Source organism: Burkholderia sp. S171 (assembly GCF_009766085.1).
Lineage (GTDB): Bacteria > Pseudomonadota > Gammaproteobacteria > Burkholderiales > Burkholderiaceae > Caballeronia.
Map to the genome: position 1 here is coordinate 18,540 of NZ_LMUF01000007.1, position 22,443 is coordinate 40,982.

A 22,443-nucleotide genomic window follows, 5' to 3' on the forward strand; every position below is an offset into this window, starting at 1 on the left:
TCACTACGCGCACGTTGACTGCCCGGGACACGCCGACTATGTGAAGAACATGATCACGGGTGCTGCCCAGATGGACGGCGCGATCCTGGTGTGTTCGGCTGCAGACGGCCCGATGCCGCAAACGCGTGAGCACATCCTGTTGGCTCGCCAGGTTGGCGTGCCGTACATCATCGTGTTCCTGAACAAGTGCGACATGGTGGACGACGCCGAGTTGCTGGAACTCGTTGAAATGGAAGTGCGTGAGTTGCTGGTGAAGTATGACTTCCCGGGCGACGAAACGCCGATCATCAAGGGTTCGGCCAAACTGGCGCTGGAAGGCGACACGGGCGAGCTGGGCGAAGTGGCGATCATGAACCTGGCCGACGCACTGGACACGTACATCCCGACGCCGGAACGCGCAATCGACGGTTCGTTCCTGATGCCGGTGGAAGACGTGTTCTCGATCTCGGGTCGCGGCACGGTGGTGACGGGTCGTATCGAGCGCGGTGTGGTTAAGGTTGGCGAAGAAATCGAAATCATCGGTATCAAGCCGACGGTGAAGACGACGTGCACGGGCGTGGAAATGTTCCGCAAGCTGCTGGACCAAGGTCAAGCGGGCGACAACGTGGGTATTCTGTTGCGCGGCACGAAGCGTGAAGACGTGGAGCGTGGCCAGGTGTTGGCTAAGCCGGGTTCGATCACGCCGCACACGCACTTCACGGCTGAAGTGTATGTGTTGAGCAAGGACGAAGGCGGCCGTCACACCCCGTTCTTCAACAACTATCGCCCGCAGTTCTACTTCCGTACCACGGACGTAACGGGATCGATCGAGTTGCCGAAGGACAAGGAAATGGTCATGCCGGGCGACAACGTGTCGATCACGGTGAAGTTGATCGCTCCGATCGCGATGGAAGAAGGTCTGCGCTTCGCTATCCGTGAAGGCGGTCGTACCGTCGGCGCCGGCGTCGTGGCCAAGGTTCTGGCGTAACATCCTGAGCTTGCTTCAAAAGCTGTAGTTCGTAGTCGTGCCCGGAGCCGGGCGCACGTACCTTACGCGTGCTCGGCTCCTTGCTCTTTTACCAAATCGACGGTGCAACACCGTCTCGTTCTTTCAAGGAATTGTCATGGCAAACCAGAAAATCCGCATTCGCCTGAAGGCTTTCGACTATCGTCTGATCGATCAATCGGCAGCTGAAATCGTCGATACGGCTAAGCGGACTGGCGCAATCGTACGTGGTCCGGTGCCGCTGCCGACCCGTATCCAACGTTTTGACATTCTGCGTTCGCCGCACGTCAACAAGACGTCGCGCGATCAGCTCGAAATCCGCACCCACCAACGCCTGATGGACATCGTCGATCCGACGGACAAGACCGTTGACGCGTTGATGAAGCTCGACCTGCCGGCTGGCGTCGATGTGGAAATCAAGTTGCAGTAAGTTTCACCCAGCGCCGCTCTCGCGAGGAGTGGCGCTAAGTCTTTGATTGCTTGCGGAAAACGAAAAGCCTTGTTATACTCCAAGGCTTTTCGCGCATTTGCGCAAAAAAGTCGGTGCGATTCTCGTGAATCGACCGGCATTTTGTAAATCAGCCCCGACCAATCGCAGTTGGGAATGGAGAAAACGATGAGCCTTGGACTCGTAGGTCGCAAGGTTGGCATGACCCGTATCTTTACGCCTGAAGGGGATTCGATTCCCGTCACCGTATTGGACGTGTCGGACAACCGAGTGACGCAGATCAAGTCTGTAGAAACGGATGGTTACATCGCCGTTCAAGTTGCATTCGGCACTCGCCGCGCATCGCGCGTGACGAAGCCGCTGGCAGGTCACCTTGCCAAAGCCGGCGTACAAGCTGGTGAAGTCCTCAAAGAATTCCAGATCGATTCCGCTAAGGCTGCCGAGTTGTCGAACGGTACCGTGATCGGTACGGACATCTTCGAAGTAGGCCAGAAAGTCGACGTGCAAGGCGTGTCGATCGGTAAGGGCTACGCCGGTACCATCAAGCGTCACAACTTCGCTTCGGGTCGCGCATCGCACGGTAACTCGCGTTCGCACAACGTCCCTGGTTCGATCGGTATGGCGCAGGATCCGGGTCGTGTTTTCCCGGGTAAGCGCATGACGGGTCACATGGGCGACGAAACGGTTACGGTGCAAAACCTCGTGATCGCTCGTATCGACACTGACCGTCATCTGTTGCTGGTCCGTGGCGCTGTTCCTGGCGCTAAGGGCGGCAAGGTTTTCGTGACGCCGGCTGTCAAGGCACGCGCTGTGAAAGGAGCGAAATAATGGAACTTAAGCTCCTGAGCGCCAATGGTCAGGAAGGCGCGGGTGTGAACGCATCGGACGTCGTGTTCGGTCGCGATTACAACGAAGCCCTGATCCATCAGGTCGTCACGGCCTATCAAGCCAACGCACGTAGCGGTAACCGCGCGCAGAAGGATCGTGAGCAAGTCAAGCACACGACCAAGAAGCCGTGGCGTCAAAAGGGTACGGGCCGCGCCCGTGCCGGTATGTCGTCGAGCCCGTTGTGGCGCGGCGGTGGCCGTATCTTCCCGAATTCGCCGGAAGAAAACTTTTCGCACAAGGTCAACAAGAAGATGCATCGCGCAGGTCTCTGCTCGATCTATTCGCAGCTGGCCCGTGAAGGTCGCATCGTAGTCGTCGATGAGATGACCCTCGAAGCGCCGAAGACCAAGCTGTTGGCCGAAAAATTCAAGGCAATGGGTCTCGAGTCCGTCCTGGTCATTACTGACACGGTCGACGAAAACCTGTACCTCGCGTCGCGCAACCTGGCCCACGTGGCCGTTGTCGAGCCGCGTTATGCCGACCCGCTCTCGTTGATCTACTTCAAGAAGATCGTGATTACGAAGGCTGCGGTCGCCCAGATCGAGGAGTTGCTGTCATGAGCGAGATTCGCAAGAACGATCATCGTTTGATGCAGGTCCTGCTCGCGCCGGTGATCTCCGAAAAGGCGACGCTGGTGGCCGACAAGAACGAACAAGTTGTGTTCGAAGTCGCGCCCGATGCCACGAAGCAGGAAGTTAAGGCTGCTGTCGAGCTGCTGTTCAAGGTAGAAGTCAATTCTGTCAACGTCTTGGTCACGAAGGGTAAAGCCAAGCGCTTTGGCCGCTTCATGGGCAAGCGCAAAGACGTGAAGAAGGCGTATGTCTGCCTGAAGCCCGGCCAGGAAATCAACTTTGAAGCGGAGGCCAAGTAATCATGGCAATCGTAAAAGTTAAGCCGACTTCGCCGGGTCGCCGCGCGATGGTCAAGGTGGTCAATAAGGATCTGTACAAGGGCAAGCCGCACGCAGCGCTGCTCGACTCACAGTCCGTGACTGCCGGCCGGAATAACTCCGGTCGTATCACCGTCCGTCACAAGGGTGGTGGTCACAAGCAACAGTATCGTATCGTCGATTTCCGTCGCATCAAGGACGGCATTCCCGCAAAGATCGAACGTCTTGAGTACGATCCGAACCGTAGCGCGAACATCGCGCTGGTTCTGTACGCAGACGGCGAGCGCACGTACATCATCGCTCCGAAGGGTGCGACGGTGGGGCAAGCGTTGATGTCGGGTTCGGAAGCGCCGATCCGCTCGGGTAACACCTTGCCGATCCGCAACATTCCGGTCGGTACGACGATTCACTGTGTCGAGATGTTGCCGGGCAAGGGCGCGCAAATGGCGCGTTCGGCTGGTACGTCCGCGATGCTGCTGGCTCGTGAAGGCACGTACGCTCAGGTTCGCCTGCGTTCGGGTGAAATTCGCCGTGTGCACGTTGAGTGCCGCGCGACGATTGGTGAAGTTGGCAACGAAGAGCATAGCCTCCGTCAAATCGGTAAGGCGGGTGCTAACCGCTGGCGCGGTATCCGCCCGACGGTGCGTGGTGTTGCAATGAACCCGGTCGATCACCCGCACGGTGGTGGTGAAGGTAAGACGGCAGCAGGTCGCGATCCGGTCAGCCCGTGGGGAACCCCGGCTAAGGGTTATCGTACACGCAGCAACAAGCGCACGACGACGATGATCGTTCAGCGCCGTCACAAGCGCTAAGGAGTAAGCAATGGCACGTTCTGTTAAAAAAGGTCCGTTCTGCGACGCTCATTTGCTGAAGAAGGTTGAGACAGCCGCAGCTGCGCGTGACAAGAAGCCGATCAAGACCTGGTCGCGTCGTTCGACGATCCTCCCGGACTTCATCGGTCTGACGATCGCCGTTCATAACGGCCGTCAACACGTCCCGGTTTATGTTTCGGAAAACATGGTCGGCCACAAACTTGGCGAGTTCGCATTGACCCGTACGTTCAAGGGTCATGCAGCCGACAAGAAGGCCAAGAAATAAGGGGCTATCAAGATGGAAGTAAAAGCTATTCATCGCGGTGCCCGCATCTCGGCGCAGAAAACGCGCCTTGTGGCTGACCAGATCCGTGGTTTGCCGGTCGACAAGGCGCTGAACGTTCTTACGTTCTCGCCGAAGAAGGCGGCGGGTATTGTCAAGAAGGTCGTGCTGTCAGCGATCGCGAATGCGGAACACAACGAAGGCGCCGACATCGACGAGCTCAAAGTAACGAGCATCATGGTCGACAAGGCAGCTTCCCTGAAGCGATTCACCGCGCGCGCAAAAGGCCGTGGTAACCGCATTGAGAAGCAATCCTGTCACATCACTGTGACAGTCGGGAATTAAGGAGCCATACGATGGGACAAAAAATTCATCCGACAGGCTTCCGTCTGGCTGTCAGCCGAAATTGGGCGTCGCGTTGGTACGCGAACAACACCAATTTCGCATCGATGCTGCAGGAAGACATCGGCGTTCGTGAATACCTGAAGAAGAAGCTGAAAAACGCTTCGGTGGGTCGGGTTGTCATCGAGCGTCCGGCGAAGAATGCACGCATCACGATTTACAGCTCGCGTCCGGGTGTAGTGATCGGCAAGAAGGGTGAGGATATCGAACTGTTGAAGACGGAACTGCAACGCCGCATGGGCGTTCCGGTCCACGTCAACATCGAAGAAATCCGTAAGCCGGAAACCGATGCGCAACTGATCGCCGACTCGATCACGCAACAGCTCGAGCGCCGGATCATGTTCCGCCGCGCGATGAAGCGTGCGATGCAAAACGCCATGCGTCTGGGTGCTCAAGGCATCAAGATCATGAGCGCGGGCCGGTTGAACGGTATCGAAATCGCTCGTACCGAGTGGTATCGCGAAGGTCGCGTTCCGCTTCACACGCTGCGTGCTGATATCGACTACGCAACCTCGGAAGCGAAGACGACCTACGGCATCATCGGCGTCAAAGTGTGGGTCTACAAGGGCGACACGCTGGGCCGCAATGATGCACCGGTGGTCGAAGAAGTAGCCGAAGACAAGCGTCCGCGCCGCAACGCACGTCCGGGTGGCGATCGCCGTCCGCGTCGTGACGGTGAAGGTGGTGGTCCGGCAAACGCAGGTGCGCGCCGTGGCGCAGGCGCTCCCCGTCGTGCTGGCGGTGCCGGCGGCGACGGGAAGACTGGAGAATAACGATGCTGCAACCGAAACGCAGAAAGTATCGCAAAGAGCAAAAGGGTCGTAACACCGGCAAGGCGACGCGCGGCAACGCAGTGTCGTTCGGTGAATATGGTCTGAAGGCTATCGGTCGCGGCCGTTTGACCGCGCGCCAAATCGAAGCGGCGCGTCGTGCAATGACGCGTCACATTAAACGTGGCGGCCGTATCTGGATCCGCATTTTCCCGGACAAGCCGATCTCGCAAAAGCCGGCTGAAGTACGGATGGGTAACGGTAAAGGTAACCCTGAGTACTACGTCGCAGAGATTCAACCGGGCAAGATGTTGTATGAAATGGACGGTGTTACTGAAGAGTTGGCACGTGAAGCGTTCCGTCTGGCTGCAGCTAAGCTGCCGCTGAAGACGTACTTCGTTTCACGCCAGCTCGGCGCCTAAGGAGCAATGATGAAGGCTTCCGAACTTCACCAGAAAGACCAGGCTGGGCTCAACCAAGAGCTGACGGACCTGCTGAAGGCGCAATTCGGCCTGCGCATGCAACTCGCGACCCAGCAATTGACCAACAACAGTCAATTGAAGAAGGTTCGTCGCGACATCGCTCGTGTGCGGACCGTCCTGACTGAGAAGGCGAACCAGAAATGAACGATAGCGTAAAAACCTCGCTCAAGCGGACGCTGGTCGGCAAGGTCGTCAGCAACAAGATGGAAAAGACGGTCACCGTGCTGGTTGAGCATCGCGTAAAGCACCCGATCTACGGCAAGTACGTCGTACGGTCGAAGAAGTACCACGCTCACGACGACGCGAACACGTACAACGAAGGCGATCTCGTCGAGATCCAGGAAACCCGTCCGATTTCGAAGACGAAAGCCTGGGTTGTGTCGAAGTTGCTTGAGTCGGCGCGCGTCATCTAAGCGTCAAAAAGCGGTAAAAGAAGTATCGCAGTAACTTTCGCTTGCCAGACCGAAATTATGCGTTATAATTTCGGTCTTCCCTCTTTGTGGGAGCCCCATCGCGGGCGAAGTTGGTGGGGGAAGCCAGTGCAGGCGCCAAGCTTGTGCTGACAGATTCACCGGATTGCGATGGCGGGTTTCGTCTGCCCTCGCTGCCTGTTCTAACCCAAGCAGCCACCAGGCTGACGGGACCAAGACTGACCGGTTAAGCCATGGTGGCGTAACTGGATTAAGTTGGGAAAGATAAACCATGATTCAGACCGAAACTCGGCTTGAAGTTGCCGACAACACAGGTGCACGTGAAGTGATGTGCATCAAGGTGCTCGGCGGCTCGAAGCGTCGTTACGCTAGCATTGGCGACATCATCAAGGTGACCGTCAAAGAAGCAACGCCGCGCGGACGCGTGAAGAAGGGCGAAATCTACAACGCTGTGGTCGTTCGTACGGCCAAGGGCGTGCGCCGCCAGGACGGCTCGCTGATCAAGTTCGACGGTAATGCCGCCGTACTTTTGAATGCCAAGCTCGAGCCTATCGGTACGCGTATTTTCGGACCGGTTACGCGTGAATTGCGTAGTGAACGATTTATGAAGATCGTTTCGCTCGCGCCGGAAGTGCTGTAAGGAGTCGCGATGAACAAGATTCGCAAAGGTGACGAGGTTCTCGTCATCACTGGCAAAGACAAAGGCAAGCGCGGTATCGTGCTGCTCGTTGGGGACGAACGTGTGACGGTCGAGGGTATCAACCTCGTCAAGAAGCATGTGAAGCCAAACCCGATGAAGGGTACGACGGGCGGCGTAGAAGCCAAGACGATGCCCTTGCATATTTCGAACGTCGCATTGGTCGACGCAAATGGCAGGGCATCGCGTGTAGGCATCAAGGTCGAGAACGACAAGAAGGTACGCTTCTTGAAGTCGACCGGTGCCACGCTTAGCGTCTGACGCGGAGTAATAAATGGCACGTCTGCATGAGTTTTATAAAGAGAAAGTTGTACCCGGCCTCGTTGAGAAGTTCGGCTACAAGTCCGTAATGGAAGTGCCGCGCATCACCAAAATCACCCTGAACATGGGTCTTGGTGAAGCCGTCGCCGACAAGAAGATCATCGAAAACGCCGTTGGCGACCTGACGAAGATTGCTGGCCAAAAGCCGGTTATCACGAAGGCACGCAAGGCTATCGCTGGCTTCAAGATTCGTCAGGGCTACCCGATCGGCGCGATGGTTACGCTGCGTGGCCAAGCCATGTACGAATTTCTCGATCGTTTCGTGACGGTTGCGCTCCCCCGGGTTCGTGACTTCCGCGGTGTATCGGGTCGTGCGTTCGACGGTCGCGGCAACTACAACATCGGTGTGAAAGAGCAGATCATTTTCCCCGAGATCGATTACGACAAGATCGACGCGCTTCGTGGGCTGAACATCAGCATCACGACGACCGCGAAGACTGACGATGAAGCAAAGGCACTGCTCGCCAGCTTCAAGTTCCCGTTCAGAAACTGAGGTTACCGTGGCTAAACTGGCACTGATCGAACGTGAAAAGAAGCGTGCTCGCCTGGCTGCAAAGTACGCTCCCAAGCGTACGGCGCTGAAGGCGGTCATTGATGACGCGAGCAAGTCGGACGAAGAGCGTTATGCCGCTCGTCTCGAACTGCAACAACTGCCCCGCAACTCGAACCCCACTCGCAAGCGTAACCGCTGCGCGATCACGGGTCGTCCGCGTGGCACGTTCCGCAAATTCGGATTGGCACGCAGCAAGATTCGCGAAATCGCTTTCCGCGGCGAAATCCCTGGCCTGACCAAGGCGAGCTGGTAATAGGAGATATCTAAATGAGTATGAGTGATCCTATCGCCGATATGCTGACTCGCATCCGCAATGCGCAGATGGTTGAGAAAGTATCGGTGACAATGCCCTCGTCGAAAGTCAAGGTTGCGATTGCGCAGGTTTTGAAGGACGAAGGTTATATCGACGATTTCGCAGTGAAGTCTGAAGGTGCGAAGTCGGAATTGAATATCGCGTTGAAGTACTACGCTGGCCGTCCGGTTATTGAGCGCATTGAACGCGTCTCGAAGCCTGGTCTGCGTGTGTATCGCGGTCGTAACGACATTCCGGTTGTGATGAACGGTCTTGGCGTTGCAATCGTGTCGACGCCCCAGGGTGTGATGACCGACCGCAAGGCGCGCCAGACCGGCGTCGGCGGCGAAGTCCTCTGCTACGTCGCTTAAACCGAAAAGGAGAAGAAACATGTCTCGAGTAGGTAAAAGCCCGATTACGCTGCCGCAAGGCGCGGAAGTGGCCTTTAGCGGCGAAGTAATCACCGTCAAGGGCCCGCTGGGTACGATTACGCAAGCGGCTAATCCGCTTGTTACGGTAGCAAACGACAACGGCACGCTCAACTTCGCCCCGGCTGATGAAAGCCGTGAAGCGAATGCGATGTCGGGCACGATGCGCGCCCTTGTGGCGAACATGGTGAATGGCGTTACGAAGGGTTTCGAGCGCAAGCTGACGCTGGTTGGCGTTGGTTATCGCGCGCAGGCGCAGGGCGACAAGCTGAATCTGTCGCTGGGTTTCTCGCACCCCGTGGTGCACGCGATGCCGGAAGGCGTCAAAGTTGAAACCCCGACGCAAACCGAAATCGTGATCAAGGGGATCGACAAGCAGAAAGTTGGCCAGGTCGCTGCGGAAGTTCGCGGTTACCGTCCGCCGGAGCCCTACAAGGGCAAGGGCGTGCGCTACTTCGGCGAAGTCGTCATCCTCAAAGAAACGAAGAAGAAGTAAGGGTGCGCAATCATGGATAAGACTCAATCTCGCCTGCGCCGCGCTAAACAGACGCGCGTCAAGATCGCTGAGCTGCAGGTCGCACGTCTGGCTGTGCATCGCACGAACACGCACATTTATGCGCAAGTGTTCTCGGCATGCGGCACCAAGGTGTTGGCAAGCGCGTCGACGCTCGAAGCTGAAGTGCGCGCCGAACTGGCAGACAAGTCGGGCAAAGGCGGCAACGTCGATGCTGCGATCGCTGTCGGTAAGCGTATTGCTGAAAAAGCCAAGGCTGCCGGCGTCGAATCCGTCGCCTTCGACCGTTCAGGTTTCCGTTACCACGGCCGCGTGAAAGCGCTGGCTGATGCGGCACGCGAAGCCGGACTCAAGTTCTAAGGGAAGAATTCGTCATGGCAAAGATGCAAGCGAATGTGAAGGCTGAAGAACGCGACGACGGCCTCCGTGAAAAGATGATCGCGGTCAATCGCGTGACCAAGGTGGTGAAGGGCGGCCGGATTCTCGGTTTTGCCGCACTGACCGTGGTTGGCGATGGCGACGGACGCATCGGCATGGGCAAGGGCAAAGCGAAGGAAGTTCCGGTTGCTGTTCAAAAGGCAATGGAACAAGCACGCCGCAACATGTTCAAGGTGCCGTTGAAGAACGGTACGCTGCAACACGAAGTGCATGGTAAGCATGGCGCATCCGCAGTTCTCCTGGCTCCGGCCAAGGACGGTACGGGTGTTATCGCCGGCGGCCCGATGCGCGCAGTGTTCGACGTGATGGGCGTTCAAAACGTTGTGGCGAAGAGCCACGGTTCGACGAATCCGTACAACCTCGTTCGTGCAACACTCGACGGTCTGCGCAAGCAGTCGACGCCGGGTGACATCGCGGCGAAGCGCGGCAAGTCCGTCGAAGATATTTTGGGCTAAGCCAGGTGGTCACCATGTCTGATAAAACTGTCAAGGTTCAGCTCGTGAAGAGCCTGATTGGGACCCGTGAGACGCATCGTGCAACGGTGCGTGGTCTGGGCCTGCGCCGACTCAACTCGGTTAGCGAACTGCAGGACACGCCGGCAGTGCGCGGGATGATCAACAAGGTTTCGTACCTTGTCAAAGTCCTCAGCTAAGCGGCTGACCAGGGATCAAGGAGTTGAATATGGATTTGAATAACCTTAAGCCGGCAGAAGGCGCGAAGCACGCAAAGCGTCGCGTTGGCCGCGGTATCGGTTCCGGCCTCGGCAAGACTGCGGGTCGCGGTCACAAGGGTCAAAAATCGCGTTCGGGCGGCTTTCATAAAGTCGGCTTCGAAGGCGGTCAGATGCCTTTGCAACGTCGTTTGCCGAAGCGTGGCTTTAGCTCGCTGACGCATGAGTTCGTTGGTGAAGTGCGCCTGTCGGATCTCGAAAAGCTGCCGGTCGACGAAATCGATTTGTTGGCTTTGAAGCAAGCCGGTCTGCTCGGCGTGCTCTTTACGAGCGCACGGATCATCAAGACGGGCGAACTGACGCGCAAGATCACGGTTAAGGGCCTCGTTGCTACGAAGGGTGCCCGTGCTGCGATCGAAGCCGCCGGCGGCTCGGTCTCTGAGTAACGAACGCGTGTTGTCGTTGTTAGCGAAAGCATCGGAGAAGGTTCTTGGCTAATAGCCCGAGTCTCGCAAAATCCGGTCGAAGCGCTGCGAAGTTCGGCGATCTGCGTCGGCGTGCAATGTTCTTGCTGCTGGCGCTGATCGTCTACCGTATCGGTGCGCATATTCCGGTGCCGGGTATCGACCCGGATCAGCTGGCGAAGCTTTTCCAGAGCCAGTCAGGCGGCATTCTAGGCATGTTCAACATGTTCTCGGGTGGTGCACTGTCCAGGTTCACGATCTTCGCGCTTGGGATCATGCCGTACATCTCGGCATCGATCATCATGCAGCTGCTGTCGATCGTTTCGCCGCAAATGGAAGCGCTGAAGAAAGAAGGGCAGGCGGGGCAGCGGAAGATTACGCAGTACACGCGTTACTTCACGGTTGTTCTGGCTACGTTTCAAGCATTCGGTATTGCGGTGGCGCTGGAAAATCAGGCTGGACTCGTAATTGATCCAGGCATGGTGTTCCGGTTGACGACAGTCGTGACGCTGGTGACCGGCACGATGTTCCTGATGTGGCTGGGTGAGCAGATCACGGAGCGCGGACTGGGTAACGGTATCTCGATCATCATTTTCGGCGGTATCGCGGCGGGCTTCCCGAACGCGATCGGTGGTCTCTTCGAACTGGTTCGCACCGGCTCCATGAGTATCATCTCGGCGATTATTGTCGTCCTGCTGATTGCGGCGGTCACGTTCGTGGTCGTGTTTATCGAACGCGGTCAGCGCAAGATCCTGGTGAACTACGCCAAGCGTCAGGTCGGAAACAAGATTTACGGCGGTCAGTCTTCGCATTTGCCGCTGAAGTTGAATATGTCGGGTGTGATTCCGCCGATCTTTGCGTCGTCGATCATCCTGTTCCCGGCAACTATCCTGAACTGGTTTAGTTCGGGTACGCGGACCGGCTGGTTTGCGAACACGCTGCACGGCGTTGCTGAGGCTCTGAAGCCTGGTCAACCGGTGTATGTGTTGCTGTACGCAATGGCGATCGTTTTCTTCTGCTTCTTCTACACCGCGTTGGTGTTCAACAGCAGAGAGACGGCCGACAACCTGAAGAAAAGTGGTGCCTTCGTCCCTGGGATTCGTCCTGGTGACCAGACGGCTCGATATATTGATCGGATCCTCACGCGTTTGACGCTGGCCGGTGCGATCTACATCGTGTTCGTTTGCTTGCTACCGGAATTTCTGGTGCTGCGTTGGAACGTACCGTTTTACTTCGGTGGAACGTCGCTGCTGATCATTGTGGTGGTCACGATGGATTTCATGGCGCAGGTTCAGTCCTACGTTATGTCGCAACAGTATGAATCGCTGCTCAAGAAGGCGAACTTCAAGGGCAGCAACGTCCCGATGCGCTGATAAGGACCGTGATCAGTGGTGGCATGAGTTGAAGAATGGCTTTGCCGCCGCTGGACACCAGTCCTGGCGACAAGGTAACGGTTGAGTTGACGCCTTACGATCTGTCTTGTGCACGGATCGTGTTCCGGGCGAAGTGATTTGAAAAAAGGGTAATATCATGAAAGTGATGGCATCGGTTAAGCGCATTTGCCGCAATTGCAAGATCATCAAGCGCAAGGGCGTTGTGCGCGTGATTTGCAGCTCTGATCCGCGCCACAAACAGCGTCAAGGCTGAACGCCGCGCTTTTTGCTTGCGCTTTTTGTTTGAGGAAAAACAATGGCTCGTATCGCAGGGGTTAACATCCCGAATCACCAGCATACTGAAATCGGCCTCACGGCTATTTTCGGTGTAGGCCGCACGCGCGCACGCAACATTTGCGTCTCGTCTGGTGTGGAGTTTTCGAAGAAGGTTAAAGACCTCACCGACGCAGACCTCGAAAAGCTGCGAGAAGAAGTGGGTAAGTTCATCGTCGAAGGCGACCTGCGTCGCGAAGTGACGATGAACATCAAGCGCCTGATGGACCTGGGCTGCTACCGTGGCGTACGCCATCGCAAGGGCCTGCCCATGCGTGGTCAACGCACACGTACGAATGCTCGTACCCGTAAGGGTCCGCGTCGTGCAGCGCAATCGCTGAAGAAGTAAGCGGAATTGATAGTTACAGGAAAACGTAATGGCTAAGGCTTCGAACAACTCCGCGGCGCAACGCGTTCGCAAGAAGGTAAAGAAGAACGTCGCCGAGGGCGTAGTTCACGTTCACGCGTCGTTCAACAACACCATCATCACGATCACCGATCGCCAAGGCAATGCACTCGCCTGGGCAACGTCGGGTGGCCAGGGCTTCAAGGGTTCGCGTAAATCGACTCCCTTTGCTGCTCAGGTTGCTGCCGAATCGGCTGGTCGCGTGGCGATGGAATACGGCGTGAAGAACCTCGAAGTGCGGATCAAGGGCCCCGGTCCTGGCCGTGAATCGGCGGTGCGTGCGCTGCATGGTCTTGGGATCAAGATCACCGCAATCTCCGACGTGACACCGGTTCCGCATAACGGTTGCCGTCCGCCGAAGCGTCGTCGTATCTAAGACGTCGCGTAGCGCCTTGACCTGTTGACGCTCGCGCGTCGACAGGTTGCTTGCGTTATGGAATCAGCGTTAAGAATACTGACTAAGCCCACCGTTCGATCCATCGAGTTCGAACTAGCGCGAACGAGTTTCGCGTGATCAATAATTAAGGATGCAAAGTGGCACGTTATACCGGTCCTAAAGCAAAGCTGTCCCGCCGTGAAGGTACTGATCTTTTCCTGAAGAGCGCACGCCGCTCCCTCGCTGACAAGTGCAAGCTCGATAGCAAGCCGGGTCAGCATGGCCGCACGTCTGGCGCTCGTACGTCCGACTACGGCACGCAGTTGCGTGAAAAGCAAAAAGTGAAGCGTATTTACGGCGTACTCGAACGTCAGTTCCGCCGTTACTTCGCTGAAGCCGATCGCCGCAAGGGCCCGACGGGCGAAAACCTGCTGCAATTGCTTGAATCGCGTCTCGATAACGTCGTGTACCGCATGGGCTTCGGCTCGACGCGCGCTGAAGCACGTCAGCTGGTCGGTCACAAGTCGATCACGGTGAACGGCGTTGTGAATAACATCCCGTCGATGCAAGTTAAGGCAGGTGACGTGGTTGCTGTTCGCGAACAGTCGAAGAAGCAAGTGCGTATTCTGGAAGCGCTGAATCTGGCTGAGCAAGGCGGAATGCCGAGCTGGGTTGCGGTCGATGCCAAGAAGTTCGAAGGCACGTTCAAGTCGATGCCGGAACGCAGCGATATCGCTGGCGACATCAACGAAAGCCTGATCGTCGAATTGTATTCGCGGTAAATCGGATTAACGGCCGGGGAGCCCTGATTGCCGAAGGCAAGGGGTTACCTCGGCTGTCTATTTTCGGGTTGTCACCGGTCAGCCTTATCGGCGTAACGAGCCGAGGGTATTGAAAAGGAAAACCTATGCAAACCAGTTTGTTGAAGCCCAAGATTATTGCAGTTGAATCGCTTGGCGACAGTCACGCGAAAGTGGTCATGGAGCCGTTCGAACGCGGTTATGGTCACACCTTGGGTAACGCGCTTCGGCGTGTGCTGTTGTCGTCGATGATTGGTTATGCACCGACCGAAGTGACGATTGCTGGCGTCGTGCATGAATATTCGACGCTCGACGGCGTGCAAGAAGATGTGGTCAACCTGCTGTTGAATTTGAAGGGCGTCGTTTTCAAGCTGCATAACCGCGACGAAGTCACGGTTACGCTGCGTAAGGAAGGCGAAGGCGTTGTCACGGCCGGCGATATCGAACTCGCTCACGATTGCGAAGTCATCAATCCGGATCACGTGATTGCGCATCTGTCGAAGGGCGGCAAGCTCGACGTTCAGATCAAGATTGAAAAGGGCCGCGGCTATGTGCCGGGCAATGTGCGCCGTTATGGCGAAGATTCGGCGAAGATCATTGGCCGTATCGTGCTGGACGCGTCGTTCTCGCCGGTTCTCCGCGTGAGCTACGCCGTTGAAAGCGCTCGCGTTGAGCAGCGTACCGACCTCGACAAGCTCGTGATGAACATTGAAACCAACGGCGTGATTTCGCCTGAGGAAGCCATTCGTCAATCAGCTCGCATCCTGGTGGACCAGTTGTCGGTGTTCGCCGCATTGGAAGGCACGGAAGCAGCGGCAGAAGCACCGTCGCGCGCGCCGCAGATCGATCCGATCCTGTTGCGTCCGGTGGACGATCTCGAACTGACGGTTCGTTCCGCGAACTGCCTGAAGGCCGAGAATATCTATTACATCGGCGATTTGATTCAACGCACGGAAAACGAATTGCTCAAGACGCCTAATCTCGGTCGCAAGTCGCTGAACGAGATCAAGGAAGTCCTGGCTTCGCGTGGTCTGACGTTGGGAATGAAGCTCGAAAACTGGCCGCCGGCTGGTCTCGACAAGTAAGGTTCAAGCAGTACGCTTGACTGGCAAAGATGCGGATTTTCCTTTAGAATCCGCATCTTGCTTTTTCTACGACCGGCCCGTGCGCTCAAAAGAGACGCAATAGAAGAGCTGGATCTAAACTTGGTTAATTAGGAAATTCAAAATGCGCCATAAACATGGTTTGCGGAAACTAAACCGCACGAGCAGCCACCGTCTGGCTATGCTCCGTAATATGTCGAACTCGCTGATCGCGCACGAAGTCATCAAGACGACGCTGCCGAAAGCCAAAGAACTCCGTAAGGTTGTTGAGCCGCTGATCACGCTCGGCAAGAAGCCGTCGTTGGCAAACCGTCGTCTGGCGTTCAACCGCCTGCGCGATCGTGACTCCGTCGCGAAGCTGTTTGAAGTGCTCGGCCCGCGCTTTGAAAAGCGTCCGGGTGGATATCTGAGCATCCTGAAGTTCGGCTTCCGTCAGGGCGACAATGCGCCGATGGCGCTGGTCATGCTGATGGATCGTCCGGAACTCGCTGAAGGCGACGACGTGCAAGAAGCTGAATAAGCTAGCACGCTGTTGATCGAAGAAAGGCCAAGCTTTTGCTTGGCCTTTTTGTATTGTGCGCGGGGTTCGCGCGGCGAGTTTCGACGGGCTTGCGGTTCAGGTCATAGGCCAATTGGCTGAATGCGGGTTGTCTGCGTGCAGTGCTAGGATTGCGTGCATATCCCCTACATCGGAGCTTTCCGTGAATACGCCCGTGGTCCTCGTTCTTACGACGTTGCCCGACAGCGAGGCGGCGTCAAACCTCGCACAACAAGCCATCGACGCACAGCTTGCCGCCTGCGTGACGGAGCTGGGCACGGTCAAGTCGCGGTATAGCTGGAACGGCAAGGTAGAGGCTGCTGAGGAGCTTCAGCTCCTGTTCAAGACGAGCGTCGCACGTGGCGACGAACTGACGCGCTTTATCGAAGCGAATCATCCTTATGAAACACCCGAAATTGTCTCGTGGCAGGCTGATGCATCGGCTACCTATGGGCAGTGGATTACCGCGGAAACTCAACGTCCTCTTAATGTTTAAGCCCTTTGCCTTCTCCGCGCGCCGGCCGCTCGACGCAGCGTTCATCATGCTGGTGTCGTGTTTCGCGCTGCTGCTCAGCTCGATCTCGCCTACCTACGCCGCCGACGACTTTCTCGACCCTGCGGTCGCATTCAAATTCAGCGCCTCCGAAAAGCCGGGCGAGATCGACGTGCGATATAAGGTCGCAGATGGCTATTACATGTACCGCGAGCGTTTTGCGTTTGCGGTGAAGAATGGCACGGCGACGCTCGGCGAACCGCAATTGCCCGCCGGCAAGGTTCACTTCGATCAGACGTTCAACAAGGATGTGGAAACGTATCGCGGCGAACTTGTGATCCGAATTCCGGTGAAGCAGGCGTCCGGCCCGTTTGATATTGCGGTCACGTCGCAGGGTTGTGCCGATCAGGGCATTTGCTATCCGCCAATGGAACGCGTGTACCACGTAACTGGCGCAGCGCTGCAAGCCGCCAGTGCTAGTGGTCAGACGCCATTGGCCAGCGCCAGTGACGTGCCTTGGTACGACCGCGCGACCAACGCCGACTATGCGCAATCCTTGCTGGAAAGCGGGGGCTTTTTCGCAATCGTCGGCTTGTACTTCGTGGCGGGCGTCGTGCTGAGCTTGCTGCCTTGCTCGTATCCGATGATTCCCATTCTTTCGGCTATCATCATTGGTGAAGGCTCGCGCGTGACGCGGTCGCGCGGGTTCGGGTTATCGGCGGCGTACGTGTTCGGCATGGCGCTCGTCTACACGGCGCTGGGCGTGCTTGCCGCGATGATCGGGCAGAGTCTTGGCGCGTGGCTCCAGAACCCCTGGGTGCTCGGTGCGTTCGGCGTGCTGCTGGCGGTATTCGCGCTCACGCTGATAGCTGGTGTCGATATTGCATTGCCCGCGCGCTGGCAAAACAGCGTCAACCAGGCGTCGCAGAAGCGATCGGGCGGGAAGGTTGTAGCGGTTGTCGTGATGGGCGCGTTGTCGGCGCTCGTGGTCGGTGCGTGCATGACCGCGCCGCTCTTCGCCGTGCTCGCATTCATCGCGCATACGGGCAATGCGCTGCTCGGTGGTGCTGCGCTGTTTTCCATGGGCGTCGGGCTCGGCGTGCCGCTGCTGATCATCGGGCTTGGAGCCGGGACGCTGCTGCCGCGCGCAGGGAACTGGATGGACGGCGTGAAGGTGTTCTTCGGCGTCGTGTTGCTGGCGGCAGCGCTGTGGATCGTGTGGCCGGTGCTGGGCGCGGTCACGCAGATGGCGTTGGCGGCGTTGTGGCTGCTCGTTGCGGCTGCGGCGCTGGGACTTTTTACGTCGAGCGCTTCGGCGGTGTCGATATGGCGCAAGCTGGGTCGGGGTATTGGCGCCGCGCTGGCTATCTGGGGCGCTGCATTGCTCGTTGGACTCGCTGCGGGTTCCACCGATCCACTTCGACCACTCGCCGTATTTACGGCGCGGGCAGGTTCCGGCGCCGAGGCCAGCGCGCAGCAATCCGCGCCGGGAGAGACGTTCGCACCGGTCAGATCATCGGCGGAGCTGGACTTGGCGGTCAAGGCTGCGGGCCGCCCCGCGATGCTCGATTTCTATGCCGACTGGTGCGTGTCGTGCAAGGAGATGGAACATCTCACGTTCAGCGATCCACGGGTACGTGCGCGCCTGGCGCAACTCAACCTGCTGCGCGCTGACGTCACAGCGAATAATCCCGACGATCAGGCGTTGCTCAAGCGCTTCAAGCTGTTTGGGCCGCCAGGCATCATCTTCTTCGACGCGCAAGGCAACGAAGTGGTGCGGGTCGTCGGGTACGAGTCGGCGGATACGTTCTTGAAGAGCCTGGACAAGCTTTCCGCACCTGCGACGTGACTTTCCACGTGCGGAACCTGATGTGCGTTCGGACCCCGGACGCACGTCGCGTTTCTCCGGGATTCGCGATTCGAGCCCTCGGGCCGTCGCCGTATTAACGGAGCACCATCAACACTCAAGCGGCCTTTCGGGCCGCCATCACCGCCAACCCCCACTGAAGTCTCGATCTCCCGCGATCAAGTCCGCAGGATTTGGTAAATCGCGTCGTGATACTTTTGTCTGTACTCAACGCCCGCTCTTACCGAGACGCTCATGAACGATCTCACCTATCAAGCCCGTTACGAAGCGCGACTGAGCCGCGTGCTCGACCATATCTACGATCACCTCGATGAGCCGCTGGATATCGACAGGTTGGCTGAGATTGCGTGTTTGTCGCCGTATCACTGGCATCGGATCTATCAGGCAATGTACGGCGAGACAATCGCCGCGACCGTGCGCCGGTTGCGGCTGCATCGCGCAGGCGGCTATTTGGCTAATGGATCGATGCCGATTGCGGAGATTGCCGAGCGTTCAGGGTATAGCAGCTTGCAGTCGTTTTCGCGCACGTTCAGGGCGGCGTTTGGCATGCCTCCGGCGCAGTACCGCAAGCAGGGCACTCACAGCCGGTTTCGGCCGGCGCTATCAGGAGACGATCAAATGGTGATGCGTGAAGTGGTGATTCGTGACGTACCGGCGATGAACGTTGTGTCTCTCAACCACGTCGGGTCGTATATGCAGATTGGCAAGGCGTTCGATTCGCTGTTCGGCTGGCTGGCAAGCAGGAATCTGTTGTCGGACGAGTTCCGGACGATCGGCATCTACTATGACGATCCGGGGATCGTGGCAGAGCCGGAGTTGAGATCGAAGGCTGGGGTGGTGTTGCCGGCGAATGTCGACGTCGCCGAGCCGGTTGGCGTGACGCCGTTGCGCGGCGGTCAGTACGCGGTGCTCCGACATAAAGGGCCCTATAGCGACATGCACGCGGCCTATGAGTGGCTATATGGAACGTGGCTCGTGCAGTCGGGCCGCGAAGCCGCTGATGCGCCGGTATTCGAGGAATATCTGAACAACCCCAAGGAAACGGCGCCTGCCGACTTGCTGACGGAGATATGTTTGCCGCTGATGTGAGCGGCGGGGGGCGGCCGTCCCACTTAAAACGAGTCAGGCATGGGGCGCGAGGGTCCGTTTGGCTGGAGAATGTCCGCTCCCGGTTGGCCGGACCTCCTGCTGCGCGGGTCGAATACGGAGCATGGCCGGCCGGACCTAAGGCGGCACAGGTCGGATACAGCCGCGTCGATCAGCCCGGACAGCCCTCCGTCGCAGGTGGACCCGAAGGAGTTTCCGCTATCGAGCCTCAGTTCTAACGACGTCCCCGCGACCGGGTGGCGACACTATCAGCAACCGCTATCAAGCAACCGCATCACCGCCTCCCCACACCCCGCCGACCCCATTACTTCGAAGCAGCCCGCAATAGCCGCGCGGCATCCAGCGCGAAATACGTGAGCACGCCATCGGCGCCCGCGCGCTTGAACGCCAGCAGCGACTCCATCACCGCCTTGTCGTGATCGAGCCAGCCGTTTTGCGTGGCGGCCTTGATCATCGCGTACTCGCCGCTGACCTGGTACACGTACGTCGGAAAGCGAAATTCTTCCTTCACGCGATACACAATATCCAGATACGGCATGCCCGGCTTGACCATCACCATGTCCGCGCCTTCCTCGATATCCATCCGCACTTCGCGCAGGGCTTCATCGGAATTCGACGGGTCCATCTGGTACGTCATCTTGTTGCTCTTGCCGAGGTTCGCAGCGGAGCCGACCGCATCGCGGAACGGGCCGTAGAACGCCGACGCGTACTTTGCGGCGTACGCCATGATCCGCGTGTGGATATGTCCATCGCTCTCGAGCATTTCGCGAATTGCGCCAATCCGTCCGTCCATCATGTCCGACGGCGCGACGATATCCACGCCCGCTTCGGCCTGTGCACGCGCCTGGTCGACGAGAATCTCGGCGGTTTCGTCGTTGATGACGTAGCCGTGTTCGTCCAGAACCCCGTCCTGTCCGTGGCTGGTGTACGGATCGAGCGCCACGTCAGTGAGCACGCCCAATTCGGGGAAGTGCTTCTTCAACTCGCGCACGGCACGCGGAATCAGGCCTTCGGGGTTCGTCGCTTCACGGCCATCCGGCGTTTTCAGCGAGGGTTCAATCGCCGGGAACAGCGAAATGACCGGCACGCCCAGTTCGACGCACTGTTCGGCCACTTTCATCAGCAAATCGACCGATGTGCGCTCAACGCCAGGCATGGACGGAACGGCCTGACGCACGTTTGATCCCTCGACAATGAAAACGGGATAGATCAGATCGTTTGTGGTCAGCAGGTTTTCTCGCATCAGGCGGCGCGAAAAGTCGTCACGGCGCATGCGGCGCGGACGATGATGCGGATAGAAGCTCATGACTTTGTTTGGAGAATGATGGATGACGCGATCAGGGGAAACGGCTGCCGGCTCAACTGCCGCAACCGCCACAGGTAAGGGGCAGGGCCGCCTCCAGAACCTTTTCGAGACAATGGTATATCATACCGATCGAGGTAGGCGCTTGGCGCCGAGCTCCCCGCTTCTCCTCCCTGAGCGGGTGCCTGTGATGATCGTAAAGGATTCGATCAGGCTGTTTGACCCGCCGTCATGCGGCGGGTTTTTTTATGCCAGGCGACCACGAATCATCGCCACATTCCCCTCACAGCCTGTCTCCAGCCGGCACTTGGTCTATCTCACTGCGCTTCGTCTTCCGGCGCGATTTCTTCAGTTGACTTCGGAATCAGCCAGCTCTCGATTTTCTCGTGGGCTTCATCGAGCCCGACGCGCTTGAGCGCCGAGAAGAGCTGCAGCGTCAATTCGCCGCGATATCCGGCTGCTGTGTATTCCTCAAATGCCTTCTTGGTCGCGCGCAACGTGTTGATGCTTTCCTGCCGCGTCAATTTGTCGCATTTGGTCAATAAGGCGTGAATTGGCTTTCCTGTGGGCGCAAACCAGTCGAGCATGATCTTGTCGAGTTCGGTCAGCGGACGGCGCGAATCCATCATCAGGATCATGCCAACCAGCTGCGCGCGGCTCTGCAAATACGTAGACAGCAACTGTTGCCAATGCAGCTTGGCGTTACCCGAAACTTCAGCGTACCCGTACCCCGGCAAGTCGACCACGTGCGCCCTGGGCTGGTCTGCCGGGCCGATGGCGAAGTAGTTGATGTGCTGTGTGCGCCCGGGCGTCTTGCTGGCGAACGCCAGCCGCTTCTGATTGCACAGCAGGTTGATGGCCGTGGACTTGCCCGCGTTCGAGCGGCCCGCAAAAGCGATCTCCGGCTGGGGCGTCGGCGGCAGGTCCTTCAGGTGATTGACCGTTGTAAAAAAACGGGCTTGGTGGAGCAGAAATGACGACATGGGAAGACCGAAAGTGAAATTCTGTGGAAACTCGAGCTGTAAGGAGCCACTGAATACTGGGCTTGCCCCGACTGGCGTCTTTGCGTTTAGCGAGTTATTGTACAATACGACGGTTGTACGAAGACCAGCCAGGGCACGCAAGACCCAAGCGGGATAAGGAGTGAGACAGGTTTGAAGACAGATTTCAGGGCACGGGCCGGGTGACTTTTGAACCCGTATCGAGTCCTCTGTCGGGTGTCTTGCAGTGCATCGGTAACCGTCGTTTTTTGCAGAACCTCACAATTCTCACAAGACGAATAACAGGGTACGCGAATGAACCGACTGTACAAGACTCTGATGGTCCTGGAATTAGCAGCAGCATTAGGAGCGGGGTTGGTAGGCTGGACAGTCACAGCGCAGGCGGCAGACGCGGTTACACCCGCCAAGCCAGATGTGACAAGGGGCCAGGCAATTGCCACCCAGGTTTGCGCAGCGTGTCACGGAGCAGACGGCAACAGTGCCGGCGGCGCGTTTCCGAAGCTCGCAGGCCAGCATGCCGAGTACATCGTCAAGCAGTTGAAGGACTACAAGACGCAGCCGGGCGCGAAAGAGCCGGCGCGCAAGAACCCCATCATGGCGGGCATTGCGGGCGCGTTGAACGATCAGGACATGGTCAACGTGGCGGCTTATTTTGAGACGCAGAAGGCCAAGCCGGGCTATGCGCGCGACAAGGCCACCGTGCCGGTTGGGCAGAAGATTTACCGCGGGGGCATTGCCGACAGGGGCGTCCCGGCGTGCGCCGCGTGCCATGGCGCAACGGGTATGGGCGTACCGGTGCAGTATCCGCGGCTGTCGGGTCAGTGGTCCGACTACACGGCGGCGCAACTCACCGCGTTTGCGCAGGGGACGCGCAACAACAGTGAGCCGATGCACACTATCGCGTTGCGCTTGAACGAAGCGGAAGTGAAGGCGGTGGCAGACTACATTGCGGGCCTTCACTGATCGTCACTGACGG

35 protein-coding genes and 1 pseudogene are annotated in these 22,443 nt (G+C 57.9%); 34 read left to right on the top strand and 2 right to left on the bottom strand.

All coding sequences use genetic code 11. The annotated features are described in order from the left end of the window. The 33 genes and pseudogenes from tuf to GSQ93_RS03085 form a co-directional block, all read left to right on the top strand. Nucleotides 1-967: elongation factor Tu (tuf, locus tag GSQ93_RS02930; RefSeq protein ID WP_158934597.1), on the top strand; the 967-nt coding region annotated here is incomplete at its 5' end. Nucleotides 968-1,103: 136 nt separating this feature from the next. Continuing rightward, on the top strand, nt 1,104-1,415 hold the full coding sequence (gene rpsJ / locus GSQ93_RS02935; protein WP_031361584.1) for a 30S ribosomal protein S10: 312 nt from the start codon (nt 1,104-1,106) through the stop codon (nt 1,413-1,415). Nucleotides 1,416-1,601: 186 nt separating this feature from the next. Next, a complete protein-coding gene (gene rplC, locus GSQ93_RS02940) occupies nt 1,602-2,261 on the top strand; it encodes a 50S ribosomal protein L3 (RefSeq protein WP_062091252.1) in 660 nt (219 codons plus the stop codon). Continuing rightward, complete coding sequence (gene rplD, locus GSQ93_RS02945; protein WP_158934178.1) at nt 2,261-2,881, top strand: 50S ribosomal protein L4; 621 nt, start codon at nt 2,261-2,263, stop codon at nt 2,879-2,881. The genes rplC and rplD overlap by 1 nt, the downstream gene beginning before the upstream one ends. Then, nucleotides 2,878-3,192 carry a 50S ribosomal protein L23 gene (gene rplW / locus GSQ93_RS02950; protein ID WP_031361581.1) on the top strand — a complete coding sequence of 105 codons (315 nt, stop codon included), beginning with the start codon at nt 2,878-2,880 and terminating at the stop codon, nt 3,190-3,192. The genes rplD and rplW overlap by 4 nt, the downstream gene beginning before the upstream one ends. A gap of 2 nt (nt 3,193-3,194) precedes the next feature. Continuing rightward, a complete protein-coding gene (gene rplB / locus GSQ93_RS02955) occupies nt 3,195-4,022 on the top strand; it encodes a 50S ribosomal protein L2 (RefSeq protein ID WP_158934179.1) in 828 nt (275 codons plus the stop codon). A 10-nt stretch (nt 4,023-4,032) separates the two neighbouring features. Beyond that, entirely contained in the window at nt 4,033-4,308 is a 276-nt protein-coding gene (gene rpsS, locus GSQ93_RS02960) for a 30S ribosomal protein S19 (protein ID WP_158934180.1), read from the top strand. Nucleotides 4,309-4,320: 12 nt separating this feature from the next. Further along, nucleotides 4,321-4,650 carry a 50S ribosomal protein L22 gene (gene rplV, locus GSQ93_RS02965; protein WP_031361578.1) on the top strand — a complete coding sequence of 110 codons (330 nt, stop codon included), beginning with the start codon at nt 4,321-4,323 and terminating at the stop codon, nt 4,648-4,650. An 11-nt stretch (nt 4,651-4,661) separates the two neighbouring features. After that, nucleotides 4,662-5,480 carry a 30S ribosomal protein S3 gene (gene rpsC, locus GSQ93_RS02970; RefSeq protein WP_031361577.1) on the top strand — a complete coding sequence of 273 codons (819 nt, stop codon included), beginning with the start codon at nt 4,662-4,664 and terminating at the stop codon, nt 5,478-5,480. A 2-nt stretch (nt 5,481-5,482) separates the two neighbouring features. Further along, entirely contained in the window at nt 5,483-5,899 is a 417-nt protein-coding gene (gene rplP / locus GSQ93_RS02975; RefSeq protein WP_031361576.1) for a 50S ribosomal protein L16, read from the top strand. Between the two features lie 9 nt (nt 5,900-5,908). Then, complete coding sequence (rpmC, locus tag GSQ93_RS02980) at nt 5,909-6,103, top strand: 50S ribosomal protein L29 (protein ID WP_031361575.1); 195 nt, start codon at nt 5,909-5,911, stop codon at nt 6,101-6,103. Beyond that, nucleotides 6,100-6,372, top strand: a complete 273-nt coding sequence (rpsQ, locus tag GSQ93_RS02985; protein WP_031361574.1) for a 30S ribosomal protein S17 — start codon at nt 6,100-6,102, stop codon at nt 6,370-6,372. The genes rpmC and rpsQ overlap by 4 nt, the downstream gene beginning before the upstream one ends. Nucleotides 6,373-6,661: 289 nt before the next feature. Then, complete coding sequence (rplN, locus tag GSQ93_RS02990) at nt 6,662-7,030, top strand: 50S ribosomal protein L14 (protein ID WP_006052212.1); 369 nt, start codon at nt 6,662-6,664, stop codon at nt 7,028-7,030. Between the two features lie 9 nt (nt 7,031-7,039). Beyond that, on the top strand, nt 7,040-7,348 hold the full coding sequence (rplX, locus tag GSQ93_RS02995) for a 50S ribosomal protein L24 (protein ID WP_158934181.1): 309 nt from the start codon (nt 7,040-7,042) through the stop codon (nt 7,346-7,348). A 13-nt stretch (nt 7,349-7,361) separates the two neighbouring features. Further along, nucleotides 7,362-7,901: a 50S ribosomal protein L5 gene (gene rplE, locus GSQ93_RS03000; protein ID WP_031361571.1), complete on the top strand. Its 540-nt coding sequence runs from the start codon at nt 7,362-7,364 to the stop codon at nt 7,899-7,901. A gap of 7 nt (nt 7,902-7,908) precedes the next feature. After that, nucleotides 7,909-8,214, top strand: a complete 306-nt coding sequence (gene rpsN / locus GSQ93_RS03005) for a 30S ribosomal protein S14 (protein ID WP_031361570.1) — start codon at nt 7,909-7,911, stop codon at nt 8,212-8,214. Nucleotides 8,215-8,228: 14 nt separating this feature from the next. Next, complete coding sequence (rpsH, locus tag GSQ93_RS03010) at nt 8,229-8,624, top strand: 30S ribosomal protein S8 (RefSeq protein ID WP_031361569.1); 396 nt, start codon at nt 8,229-8,231, stop codon at nt 8,622-8,624. A gap of 19 nt (nt 8,625-8,643) precedes the next feature. Then, nucleotides 8,644-9,177, top strand: a complete 534-nt coding sequence (rplF, locus tag GSQ93_RS03015; RefSeq protein WP_056355422.1) for a 50S ribosomal protein L6 — start codon at nt 8,644-8,646, stop codon at nt 9,175-9,177. A 12-nt stretch (nt 9,178-9,189) separates the two neighbouring features. Further along, the gene (gene rplR, locus GSQ93_RS03020) at nt 9,190-9,555 is read left to right on the top strand and encodes a 50S ribosomal protein L18 (RefSeq protein ID WP_158934182.1); all 366 of its coding nucleotides are present in this window, start codon (nt 9,190-9,192) and stop codon (nt 9,553-9,555) included. A 14-nt stretch (nt 9,556-9,569) separates the two neighbouring features. Beyond that, nucleotides 9,570-10,088 (top strand): 30S ribosomal protein S5, encoded by a 519-nt coding sequence (gene rpsE / locus GSQ93_RS03025; RefSeq protein ID WP_031361566.1) that lies wholly within the window; start codon nt 9,570-9,572, stop codon nt 10,086-10,088. A gap of 14 nt (nt 10,089-10,102) precedes the next feature. Further along, a complete protein-coding gene (gene rpmD, locus GSQ93_RS03030) occupies nt 10,103-10,285 on the top strand; it encodes a 50S ribosomal protein L30 (RefSeq protein ID WP_047845343.1) in 183 nt (60 codons plus the stop codon). Between the two features lie 29 nt (nt 10,286-10,314). After that, complete coding sequence (gene rplO, locus GSQ93_RS03035; RefSeq protein WP_031361564.1) at nt 10,315-10,749, top strand: 50S ribosomal protein L15; 435 nt, start codon at nt 10,315-10,317, stop codon at nt 10,747-10,749. Nucleotides 10,750-10,793: 44 nt separating this feature from the next. Next, nucleotides 10,794-12,140 (top strand): preprotein translocase subunit SecY, encoded by a 1,347-nt coding sequence (secY, locus tag GSQ93_RS03040; protein WP_031361563.1) that lies wholly within the window; start codon nt 10,794-10,796, stop codon nt 12,138-12,140. 8 nt (nt 12,141-12,148) lie between these two features. Next, nucleotides 12,149-12,277 (top strand): annotated as a pseudogene (gene infA, locus GSQ93_RS37955) (translation initiation factor IF-1); the annotation flags it as partial. A 20-nt stretch (nt 12,278-12,297) separates the two neighbouring features. Then, nucleotides 12,298-12,414, top strand: coding sequence for a 50S ribosomal protein L36 (gene rpmJ, locus GSQ93_RS03045; RefSeq protein ID WP_004199844.1), 117 nt, complete (start codon nt 12,298-12,300; stop codon nt 12,412-12,414). 42 nt (nt 12,415-12,456) lie between these two features. Further along, nucleotides 12,457-12,822: a 30S ribosomal protein S13 gene (rpsM, locus tag GSQ93_RS03050; RefSeq protein WP_062000484.1), complete on the top strand. Its 366-nt coding sequence runs from the start codon at nt 12,457-12,459 to the stop codon at nt 12,820-12,822. A 28-nt stretch (nt 12,823-12,850) separates the two neighbouring features. Further along, nucleotides 12,851-13,255, top strand: coding sequence for a 30S ribosomal protein S11 (gene rpsK, locus GSQ93_RS03055; RefSeq protein ID WP_006052224.1), 405 nt, complete (start codon nt 12,851-12,853; stop codon nt 13,253-13,255). A gap of 158 nt (nt 13,256-13,413) precedes the next feature. Beyond that, a complete protein-coding gene (rpsD, locus tag GSQ93_RS03060; protein ID WP_031361561.1) occupies nt 13,414-14,037 on the top strand; it encodes a 30S ribosomal protein S4 in 624 nt (207 codons plus the stop codon). A gap of 125 nt (nt 14,038-14,162) precedes the next feature. After that, nucleotides 14,163-15,140 (top strand): DNA-directed RNA polymerase subunit alpha, encoded by a 978-nt coding sequence (gene rpoA / locus GSQ93_RS03065; RefSeq protein ID WP_031361560.1) that lies wholly within the window; start codon nt 14,163-14,165, stop codon nt 15,138-15,140. A gap of 142 nt (nt 15,141-15,282) precedes the next feature. Beyond that, complete coding sequence (gene rplQ, locus GSQ93_RS03070) at nt 15,283-15,678, top strand: 50S ribosomal protein L17 (protein ID WP_158934183.1); 396 nt, start codon at nt 15,283-15,285, stop codon at nt 15,676-15,678. A 181-nt stretch (nt 15,679-15,859) separates the two neighbouring features. Continuing rightward, the gene (gene cutA, locus GSQ93_RS03075; protein ID WP_158934184.1) at nt 15,860-16,192 is read left to right on the top strand and encodes a divalent-cation tolerance protein CutA; all 333 of its coding nucleotides are present in this window, start codon (nt 15,860-15,862) and stop codon (nt 16,190-16,192) included. 46 nt (nt 16,193-16,238) lie between these two features. Then, nucleotides 16,239-18,038 carry a protein-disulfide reductase DsbD gene (dsbD, locus tag GSQ93_RS03080; protein WP_254073754.1) on the top strand — a complete coding sequence of 600 codons (1,800 nt, stop codon included), beginning with the start codon at nt 16,239-16,241 and terminating at the stop codon, nt 18,036-18,038. 252 nt (nt 18,039-18,290) lie between these two features. Next, entirely contained in the window at nt 18,291-19,145 is an 855-nt protein-coding gene (locus GSQ93_RS03085) for a GyrI-like domain-containing protein (protein ID WP_158934186.1), read from the top strand. A 322-nt stretch (nt 19,146-19,467) separates the two neighbouring features. Here the strand turns inward: GSQ93_RS03085 and hemB are convergent, their stop codons facing one another. Then, the gene (gene hemB, locus GSQ93_RS03090; protein ID WP_158934187.1) at nt 19,468-20,469 is read right to left on the bottom strand and encodes a porphobilinogen synthase; all 1,002 of its coding nucleotides are present in this window, start codon (nt 20,467-20,469) and stop codon (nt 19,468-19,470) included. A gap of 314 nt (nt 20,470-20,783) precedes the next feature. Beyond that, nucleotides 20,784-21,449 (bottom strand): ribosome biogenesis GTP-binding protein YihA/YsxC, encoded by a 666-nt coding sequence (yihA, locus tag GSQ93_RS03095; protein WP_031361554.1) that lies wholly within the window; start codon nt 21,447-21,449, stop codon nt 20,784-20,786. A gap of 312 nt (nt 21,450-21,761) precedes the next feature. On the opposite strand from yihA, the gene GSQ93_RS03100 reads away from it, so the two are divergent. Beyond that, entirely contained in the window at nt 21,762-22,430 is a 669-nt protein-coding gene (locus GSQ93_RS03100; RefSeq protein WP_158934188.1) for a cytochrome c, read from the top strand. Nucleotides 22,431-22,443: the final 13 nt, after the last annotated feature.

What these genes read in the sequence shown, in the direction of transcription:
- rpsJ (WP_031361584.1), top strand. Translation starts at nt 1,104, where the DNA reads ATGGCAAACCAGAAAATCCGCATTCGCCTGAAGGCTTTCGACTATCGT.
- rplC (WP_062091252.1), top strand. Translation starts at nt 1,602, where the DNA reads ATGAGCCTTGGACTCGTAGGTCGCAAGGTTGGCATGACCCGTATCTTT.
- rplD (WP_158934178.1), top strand. Translation starts at nt 2,261, where the DNA reads ATGGAACTTAAGCTCCTGAGCGCCAATGGTCAGGAAGGCGCGGGTGTG.
- rplW (WP_031361581.1), top strand. Translation starts at nt 2,878, where the DNA reads ATGAGCGAGATTCGCAAGAACGATCATCGTTTGATGCAGGTCCTGCTC.
- rplB (WP_158934179.1), top strand. Translation starts at nt 3,195, where the DNA reads ATGGCAATCGTAAAAGTTAAGCCGACTTCGCCGGGTCGCCGCGCGATG.
- rpsS (WP_158934180.1), top strand. Translation starts at nt 4,033, where the DNA reads ATGGCACGTTCTGTTAAAAAAGGTCCGTTCTGCGACGCTCATTTGCTG.
- rplV (WP_031361578.1), top strand. Translation starts at nt 4,321, where the DNA reads ATGGAAGTAAAAGCTATTCATCGCGGTGCCCGCATCTCGGCGCAGAAA.
- rpsC (WP_031361577.1), top strand. Translation starts at nt 4,662, where the DNA reads ATGGGACAAAAAATTCATCCGACAGGCTTCCGTCTGGCTGTCAGCCGA.
- rplP (WP_031361576.1), top strand. Translation starts at nt 5,483, where the DNA reads ATGCTGCAACCGAAACGCAGAAAGTATCGCAAAGAGCAAAAGGGTCGT.
- rpmC (WP_031361575.1), top strand. Translation starts at nt 5,909, where the DNA reads ATGAAGGCTTCCGAACTTCACCAGAAAGACCAGGCTGGGCTCAACCAA.
- rpsQ (WP_031361574.1), top strand. Translation starts at nt 6,100, where the DNA reads ATGAACGATAGCGTAAAAACCTCGCTCAAGCGGACGCTGGTCGGCAAG.
- rplN (WP_006052212.1), top strand. Translation starts at nt 6,662, where the DNA reads ATGATTCAGACCGAAACTCGGCTTGAAGTTGCCGACAACACAGGTGCA.
- rplX (WP_158934181.1), top strand. Translation starts at nt 7,040, where the DNA reads ATGAACAAGATTCGCAAAGGTGACGAGGTTCTCGTCATCACTGGCAAA.
- rplE (WP_031361571.1), top strand. Translation starts at nt 7,362, where the DNA reads ATGGCACGTCTGCATGAGTTTTATAAAGAGAAAGTTGTACCCGGCCTC.
- rpsH (WP_031361569.1), top strand. Translation starts at nt 8,229, where the DNA reads ATGAGTATGAGTGATCCTATCGCCGATATGCTGACTCGCATCCGCAAT.
- rplF (WP_056355422.1), top strand. Translation starts at nt 8,644, where the DNA reads ATGTCTCGAGTAGGTAAAAGCCCGATTACGCTGCCGCAAGGCGCGGAA.
- rplR (WP_158934182.1), top strand. Translation starts at nt 9,190, where the DNA reads ATGGATAAGACTCAATCTCGCCTGCGCCGCGCTAAACAGACGCGCGTC.
- rpsE (WP_031361566.1), top strand. Translation starts at nt 9,570, where the DNA reads ATGGCAAAGATGCAAGCGAATGTGAAGGCTGAAGAACGCGACGACGGC.
- rpmD (WP_047845343.1), top strand. Translation starts at nt 10,103, where the DNA reads ATGTCTGATAAAACTGTCAAGGTTCAGCTCGTGAAGAGCCTGATTGGG.
- rplO (WP_031361564.1), top strand. Translation starts at nt 10,315, where the DNA reads ATGGATTTGAATAACCTTAAGCCGGCAGAAGGCGCGAAGCACGCAAAG.
- rpmJ (WP_004199844.1), top strand. Translation starts at nt 12,298, where the DNA reads ATGAAAGTGATGGCATCGGTTAAGCGCATTTGCCGCAATTGCAAGATC.
- rpsM (WP_062000484.1), top strand. Translation starts at nt 12,457, where the DNA reads ATGGCTCGTATCGCAGGGGTTAACATCCCGAATCACCAGCATACTGAA.
- rpsK (WP_006052224.1), top strand. Translation starts at nt 12,851, where the DNA reads ATGGCTAAGGCTTCGAACAACTCCGCGGCGCAACGCGTTCGCAAGAAG.
- rpoA (WP_031361560.1), top strand. Translation starts at nt 14,163, where the DNA reads ATGCAAACCAGTTTGTTGAAGCCCAAGATTATTGCAGTTGAATCGCTT.
- rplQ (WP_158934183.1), top strand. Translation starts at nt 15,283, where the DNA reads ATGCGCCATAAACATGGTTTGCGGAAACTAAACCGCACGAGCAGCCAC.
- dsbD (WP_254073754.1), top strand. Translation starts at nt 16,239, where the DNA reads ATGCTGGTGTCGTGTTTCGCGCTGCTGCTCAGCTCGATCTCGCCTACC.
- GSQ93_RS03085 (WP_158934186.1), top strand. Translation starts at nt 18,291, where the DNA reads ATGAACGATCTCACCTATCAAGCCCGTTACGAAGCGCGACTGAGCCGC.
- hemB (WP_158934187.1), bottom strand. Translation starts at nt 20,469, where the DNA reads ATGAGCTTCTATCCGCATCATCGTCCGCGCCGCATGCGCCGTGACGAC.
- yihA (WP_031361554.1), bottom strand. Translation starts at nt 21,449, where the DNA reads ATGTCGTCATTTCTGCTCCACCAAGCCCGTTTTTTTACAACGGTCAAT.
- GSQ93_RS03100 (WP_158934188.1), top strand. Translation starts at nt 21,762, where the DNA reads ATGAACCGACTGTACAAGACTCTGATGGTCCTGGAATTAGCAGCAGCA.